The sequence below is a fragment of the Nonomuraea mesophila genome (assembly GCF_004352805.1).
In the GTDB taxonomy this organism is placed as follows: Bacteria; Actinomycetota; Actinomycetes; order Streptosporangiales; family Streptosporangiaceae; genus Nonomuraea; species Nonomuraea longispora.
This window is the reverse complement of the sequence record NZ_SMLD01000283.1, coordinates 1-6,713: the sequence shown is the minus strand read 5'-3', so window position 1 is coordinate 6,713 and position 6,713 is coordinate 1. Positions and strand designations below refer to the sequence as shown.

General features: G+C 68.5%; 6 protein-coding genes and 2 rRNA genes. 4 read left to right on the top strand and 4 right to left on the bottom strand.

Translation table 11 applies throughout. From position 1 onward, the window contains the following. Window positions 1-40 precede the first annotated feature (40 nt). Window positions 41-1,318: a DUF1015 family protein gene (locus E1295_RS46320; protein ID WP_246081207.1), complete on the top strand. Its 1,278-nt coding sequence runs from the start codon at window positions 41-43 to the stop codon at window positions 1,316-1,318. A 404-nt stretch (window positions 1,319-1,722) separates the two neighbouring features. Here the strand turns inward: E1295_RS46320 and E1295_RS46315 are convergent, their stop codons facing one another. After that, the gene (locus E1295_RS46315; RefSeq protein WP_281284816.1) at window positions 1,723-2,142 is read right to left on the bottom strand and encodes a single-stranded DNA-binding protein; all 420 of its coding nucleotides are present in this window, start codon (window positions 2,140-2,142) and stop codon (window positions 1,723-1,725) included. Between the two features lie 111 nt (window positions 2,143-2,253). On the opposite strand from E1295_RS46315, the gene E1295_RS46310 reads away from it, so the two are divergent. Further along, window positions 2,254-3,180 carry an MBL fold metallo-hydrolase gene (locus E1295_RS46310; RefSeq protein ID WP_181958151.1) on the top strand — a complete coding sequence of 309 codons (927 nt, stop codon included), beginning with the start codon at window positions 2,254-2,256 and terminating at the stop codon, window positions 3,178-3,180. 95 nt (window positions 3,181-3,275) lie between these two features. Here E1295_RS46310 and E1295_RS46305 read toward each other — a convergent pair whose 3' ends face one another. Next, window positions 3,276-4,202 (bottom strand): hypothetical protein, encoded by a 927-nt coding sequence (locus E1295_RS46305; RefSeq protein ID WP_246081206.1) that lies wholly within the window; start codon window positions 4,200-4,202, stop codon window positions 3,276-3,278. 69 nt (window positions 4,203-4,271) lie between these two features. Here E1295_RS46305 and E1295_RS51635 point away from each other — a divergent pair, with 69 nt between their 5' ends. Continuing rightward, on the top strand, window positions 4,272-5,402 hold the full coding sequence (locus E1295_RS51635; RefSeq protein ID WP_246081205.1) for a hypothetical protein: 1,131 nt from the start codon (window positions 4,272-4,274) through the stop codon (window positions 5,400-5,402). Between the two features lie 128 nt (window positions 5,403-5,530). Next, window positions 5,531-6,277: an SAM-dependent methyltransferase gene (locus E1295_RS46300; protein ID WP_132641495.1), complete on the top strand. Its 747-nt coding sequence runs from the start codon at window positions 5,531-5,533 to the stop codon at window positions 6,275-6,277. 59 nt (window positions 6,278-6,336) lie between these two features. Here the strand turns inward: E1295_RS46300 and rrf are convergent. Both rrf and E1295_RS46290 read right to left on the bottom strand, forming a co-directional pair. Next, window positions 6,337-6,453, bottom strand: a 5S ribosomal RNA gene (rrf, locus tag E1295_RS46295). Between the two features lie 141 nt (window positions 6,454-6,594). Then, window positions 6,595-6,713: ribosomal RNA gene (locus E1295_RS46290) — 23S ribosomal RNA — on the bottom strand; the annotation flags it as partial.

The following is a 6,713-nucleotide window of genomic DNA, read 5'->3' as shown; positions in this document are numbered from 1 at the left end:
GCCCCCACCCGCCGACGACACTCCTGACCGCCCCGCGACCGTGCGCGGCGACGATCCTCCTGGGCGCCCCGGGACCGCGTGCGGCGAACAACCCGGCACCGTGCCGGACCCGCAGGCGCAGGCGCCGCTCGAATCGCGGTACACCGAGGCGAGGGACACGCTGAAGGCCTGGCTGGACGCGGGCGTGCTGGTGGCCGACGACGTGCCGGCGCTCTACGTGTACGAGCAGAGCGGCACGGACGTGCTGCAGCGGGGCCTCATCGGCGACGTGGGCCTGACCGACCCGGACCAGCGCATCATCCTCCCGCACGAGGACGTCATGCCGGGCCCCGTCGCCGACCGGCTCGCCCTGATGAGCACCACCCAGGCCAACCTCGAACCCATCTTCCTCCTCTACGACGGCGCGAACGGCACCGCCAGCCGCCTGGTCGACGAGGTGGCCTTGCATCGGCAGCCCCTCGTGTCTGCCCGCACGGAGGACGGCCTCACCCACCGCCTGTGGGCCATCACGGATCCGGAGGAGATCGCCGCGATCAACGCCGACCTCCATGACCGGCAGGCCCTGATCGCCGACGGGCACCACAGGTATGCGACCTACCGCGTGCTCCAGCGTCAGGAACACGAAACCCACCTCCGGACCGGCGCGCAGCCGTCCCACGGCAGAGCTGGGCACCACGGGTTCTCTCAACGCGACGACGGTGCCGAAGCAGGGCACAACGACGCCGCGGCGCAAGAGGGTCGTTCGACGGCGGGTCCGTGGGATTACGGGCTGGCCCTGCTCGTCGACACCTCCGCGTACCCGCCCGATCTGAAGGCGATCCACCGCGTGATTCCCGGTCTTCCTCTCGACGAGGCGGCCGCCAGGGCGAAGGGGTCGTGGCGGGTCCATGACTATGACGACCTGACACAAGGCCTGGCGGCGCTCGATGAGGCGGCGGAGCCGGCGTTCCTGCTGGCCGGTGAGAGCGGTGCCCACCTGCTCACCGATCCCGACCCGGTGCAGCTCGCCCACGCGATGCCGCCCGAGCGCTCCGGCCGTTGGAACAGCCTCAACACGTCCGTCCTCTCCGAGTTCGTCATGCCCAAGGTGTGGGGCATGCGTGACGACGAGCGGGCCGTGCGCATCGTGCATCACGACGCACGAGCCGCGGTGCGGCTGGCCGCCCGCTCCGGTGGCACCGCCGTGATACTCAAACCGCTCAAGGCCGAGGAGGTGCTCGCCGTCGCCGCCGGCGGCGAACGGGTGCCCCGCAAGAGCACCTCCTTCGGACCGAAGCCCAGAACCGGTCTGGTCCTGCGCACGTTCGCGATCGACTGAGGCGTCCCGTCGCGGCAACGTGATGCTCAGCGGCAGCACGTCACCTCCTCCCAGGGGACGGACATGCCCGCGCCCGCGCCAGAACGTCCTCAGCCAGGCGAGTCCTCTGGCGTGGCACAGGGTCGTACGGCTCGCCACGAGGCCCTGTCTCCTCCATCACGCCGGCCGACGTGGCAAGGTTCTGATGCACCGATGCCGCTGAACCGGTGGGACTGTACCCGCCGCACGGTCAGCCCGGCGGGTACGTGCCCACCGCACGATCAGCCCGGCGGGTACGTGCCCACCGCACGATCAGCCCGGTGAGTTCGTGCCCACCGCACGGTCAGCGACGAGTGCACGCACCACCAGGCGACCCGGCAGGTCGTGCGTGCACGCACCCCTGCGGCCCTGTCGAGGGTACGAGGTCAGCCGGCTCGCGCCAGGTAGGCCACCTGCCGGGGGATCAGGGTGGTGACATTTCCCTCCGAGCCGGCGGACGGGTCGGTGGCCGGGGCGTCGGGTTCGGCCAGCTCGGCCTCGAAGGGTTTGGCGGAGCTCACCTCCACCTCGTATCTCCAGACCTTGGCCGCGGACGGCCCGAAGACCCGGCAGCGGAACGACCCCGCCACCTCGATGTAGTCGCGAGGTTTGAGGGTGCGGACTATGGCGGCGACCTCCGGGTTGAAGGTGACACACGGGATGCTGTCCGTCAGGGCGGCTCCGCGCCTGTGCCGTCGGCGGCGCACGATGACGCGCCACTTCGTCACGGTGTCGCCGCTCGGCAACTCGTGCTCCTCGGCCGTGGCTGACAGCCTTCCCACCAGCAAGACCTCATTGCGGTCCACTGTCTTCCTCCCCTGTCGGTGCTCTGGTGAGATCACTATCTACGATGAGGAGAAAGCCGGACCGGCTGGAACGCCGTTCTGGGGATAACGGCTGAACGTGCGGGAGCGCCTGTGGACAACATCACCGCTCTGGGCGGCGACGTCTATGAGATCGACACCAGGATGGCGGGCTATTCGGGCATCACAGCTGGTTATCTGATCCTGGGCGACCGGCCGTGCCTGGTGGAGACGGGCACCTCGACGTCCGCTCCCGTGGTGCGTGACGCGCTCGCGTCGCTCGGCGTCGGACCCGAGGACCTGGCCACCGTCGTGGTGACCCACATCCATTTGGATCACGCGGGAGGCGTAGGAGACATCGCCAGGTTCTTCCCTTCCGCCCAGGTCGTCGTCCACGAGAAGGGGGCCCGGCACCTCGCCGATCCGACCGTGTTGATGGCCAGTGCGCGCATGGTCTGGGGCGACCGGCTCGACACACTGTTCGGCGAGTTGACCCCCACCGAGGCCGAGCGCATCGTCGCACTCGGCGACACCGGCGCCATCGACCTGGGCAACGGGCGTACTCTGAGCAGCCACTACTCGCCAGGCCACGCCAAACACCACGTGGGCCTGGTCGACTCCGCCACGGGGGACCTGTACGTCGGCGACGCCGCAGGCGTCTACTTGCCCGAGACGGGCGACTTGCGCCCCGCGACGCCCCCGCCGGACTTCGACCTGCAGACGGCACTCAACTCGATCGCCCTGTTCGAGGCGCTTGAGCCGCAACGCCTGCTGTTCAGCCACTACGGGCCGGTCGATGCCGTCCAGGAGACTCTGGAGCGGTCTGCGGAAGAGCTCCGCATCTGGGTAGATCTCACCAAGCAGGCCCGTTCGGAGGGCATGGACCTCGACCACGCCGTCGCCATGGTCAGAGACCGCACCAAGGAGCGCTACACCGCGTTGAAGGGCGACGACCCGACGGCCGAGCAGTTCGAACTGCTGAGCGGAGCACCCTCGAACGTGGCAGGCATCCTCCACTGGCTCGACCGCGTCTCACCGTGACGAACGACCGTTTCGGGTGACGCGGCCGCACCACCAGGCCCGCGAACGCGGACACCCGCCGCCACGACCGGTAGCGGCGGGGTGTCCTGTCGGCGTCAGTCGTCCGTCTTGGGACGGTCTGCGGTGCCCTCGTCGAGCACGTCACCGAAATCGGGCTCGATGAACGCCGGGGTGATTCCCGGGGTTTCGCCATGCTCCTTGGCGTCGGGAGCGTCCGGCCGGTCCGTGCGCTCGTCCTGCTCCGGTGTGTGCCGACCGGCGCCCGGCTTCTCATCGGGAACGCCCGGCGTCTCCGCCTGCACGCGCGGGTCCTCGTCCGGAACCGGCGGGTTCTCGGTCGGTGCCTTCGCGTCCGTTCCATCGGGGTCCTGAGCTTCGGCGTCCCGGGCGCCCGCATCCAGGAGCTCAGGATCCGCGACATCGGCCCTCTGTGCCTCGACGTCCTGAACGTCCGCATCCTGGATATCGCTGCCCTGAACACCTACGGAAGCTTGCTGCGGTTGGGAGGCCGAAACCTGGTCATCAGGTACGTCCGCCCGCTCCGGCATCTCGCCGGCCCGGCCCTCATCTGTTTCCGTTTCCGTTTCCGTTTCCAGGATGTCACCGGCAGCGAGGTCGTCGGCATCGGAGGCGTCCTCGTCGAAGTCCTCCTCGAGGTCCTCGATGACGGACCCGGTCAGCTCCGCGTACCGTTCTGCCGCGTCCGTCTCGCCGTCCTCGTCGAACGCCATCGCCCTCCCGAACCAGTCGGTGGCCGCCTCCTGGTGACCGGCGTCGGCCAGTGCGTCCGCGTAGGCGAACGCCAGCCGGGCCGACCACGGCTTGGGCTGCGGGTCGCGCAGCTCGGGCAGGCGCTGCAGCGTGATCACGGCAGCGTCGTGCTGGCCCAGGTCGCGCCGGGCCCCGGACTCGACGATGGTCAGCTCTATCCGCCCGGCCCTGTCGAGACGTTCGGCTTCCGGCGAGCGTACGAGGTCGATGGCCCTTTCCGGACGGCCGAGGCCGCGCTCGCAGTCGGCCATGACCGCCAGGTACACGTCAGAGCCCGTCATCCGCCTGGCCGCCCGCAGGTCGCTCAGCGCCTCGGAGAAGTGACCCGCGCGGTAGGCGACGATGCCCGCGGCCTCGCGTACGACACCGATACGCGCCGCGAACCTGCGTGCGACCTTCGTGTGCTCATGTGCACGGTCGGGATCGTCGTCCTCCAGCGCACGCTCGGCGGCCACCAGGTGCCGGCCGACCAGGTCGGCGAGGTCGCCGGGCAGCGACCGCAGTTCTTCCAGGACTTCCTTGTCGAGTTCGTCCGCGGTGATGTCGGGCGCGACGTCGGGCAGCCGCTCGCGCTGCGGCGCCTCGGCCTCGCGATCGGACCTGCCGTATCTGGCGCGGGATCCGGTACGCTCCTCGCGGTCGTCCCGGGAGAACGGCCGGCCTTCGCGAGGGCCGCTGTCACGACGGTCCCCGTAACCGCCTTCACGCCGCTCGCCGTAACCGCCGCCGCGACGAGGGCCGCGATCGTCCCGGTCGCGGAACGAGCGACGGCCGTCATCCTCACGACGGGGGCCACGGTCGTATCCGCCCTCACGACGCGGACCGCCACGCTCACCGTCCCGGCCGGCGCCGTAACCACCCTCACGACGAGGGCCACGGTCGTCCCGATCCCGGAACGGGCGACGACCATCATCCTCACGACGAGGCCCCCGATCATCCCGATCCCGGAACGAACGCCGCTCACCACCCCGAAACCCACGATCGTCACCCTCACGACGCGAACCCCGATCGAACCCGCCCTCACGACGCGGACCACGATCACTATCACGACGCGAACCGTAACCACCCTCACGCCGCTCACCGTAGCCACCCTCACGACGGGGGCCACGGTCGTCCCTGTCCCGGTAGGTGCGGCGATCGTCGCCTTCACCGCGCGGACCCCGGGACTCGCGATAGCTTTCGTCCCGTCGCGGTCCTCTGTCTCCCCGGTTGCCGGTGCGCGACCTGTCGTCGGAACGGAACGGACGGTCGCCGCCGGAGTCGCGCCCGCGAGAGCCGTAGCCGCCGCTCCGGCCGCCTCCGCCGGAGGGCCGGTCCTCGTTGTCTTCGCGGCCGCGCTGTCCGCCGTCCGATCCGTTATCTCTGTTCACTTCTGGTCCATTCGTTGGCTCACCCGGCGGACTCACAACAACGATCTGCCGGGGCTGGTCGCCGCCCACCTTCGGGCCTGACGCGACGAAGGCCACCTGTGGGGTGGCCCGGTCCTCCCAGCCTAGCAAGGCCTGACACGTCCATGAGCCTGTCGGCAACCCATTTAATGATTGGACCGGAAATCGCCCGGTCGGCGAGACTGGCCACCATGTCACTTCGCTTCCATGAAATAGCCGAGTCGAACCACCGCACGCTCAATCCCTTGACCGACGAAAAGCTGGATCTGCTGGGCCGGATCTGCCGCATCTCTCCCGGTTCCCGGCAACTCGACCTTGCCTGCGGAAAGGGCGAACTACTTTCTCGGTGGGCGGCCGATTATGGCATCCAGGGCGTGGGCGTGGACATCAGCAAGGTTTTTCTCGAAGCCGCCAGACTTCGCGCCGTCGAACTCGGCGTAGGCGATCAGGTGGCTCTGGTGGAAGCCAACGCAGCCACCTACGAAGACACCCCTGAGTCGTTCGACATCGTGTCCTGCATCGGCGCGACCTGGATCGGCAACGGCCTTCAGGGCACGCTCTCCCTGATGCGCAGGCATCTTCGCCGGAACGGCATCGCCTTGGTCGGTGAATGCTTCTGGACGACGCCGCCTCCGGAGGAGGCGTACGAGGCGCTCGGCATAGCGGACGGCCTGTTCACGTCGCTGGCCGGCACCGCGGACCGCATCGAGGACTCGGGCTTCGAACTGCTGGAGATGGTGCTCTCCGACCAGGACGGCTGGGACAGATACGTGGCCAGCCAATGGTGGACGATCAGCGACTGGCTGCGTGACAACCCCGACGATCCCGACGCCCCGGCGCTACGCGAGTTCCTCGCCCGGGCGCGCCGCTCGCATCTCGAGTACGGGCGCGATTATCTGGGCTGGGGAGTCTTCGTCATCCGTCCACGGCTGCCCTGAGCCGAGAACGCAGAATGGGCCCCGACGCACTCGGCGTCGGGGCCCATTCTTGAACGATTGTCCGGCGGTGACCTACTCTCCCACACCCTCCCGAGTGCAGTACCATCGGCGCAGAGAAGCTTAACTTCCGGGTTCGGAATGTAACCGGGTGTTTCCTTCTCGCCATAACCGCCGTAACTCTATGAAACTGTCAAGCGTCACCGCTTGTTGTTTCAGAATTGCCTAGTGGACGCGAGCAAGAATCTTACTTTGGTGTGGCGCAGCTCCGGACCCGGCGAAGAGTAACAGAGCGCTGCACACACCAAAGAATATGCTTTGTGGTCAAGTCCTCGGCCTATTAGTACCGGTCAGCTCCACACGTTACCGTGCTTCCACACCCGGCCTATCAACCCGGTCGTCTACCGGGAGCCTTAACCCCTCACAGGGTGGGAGACCT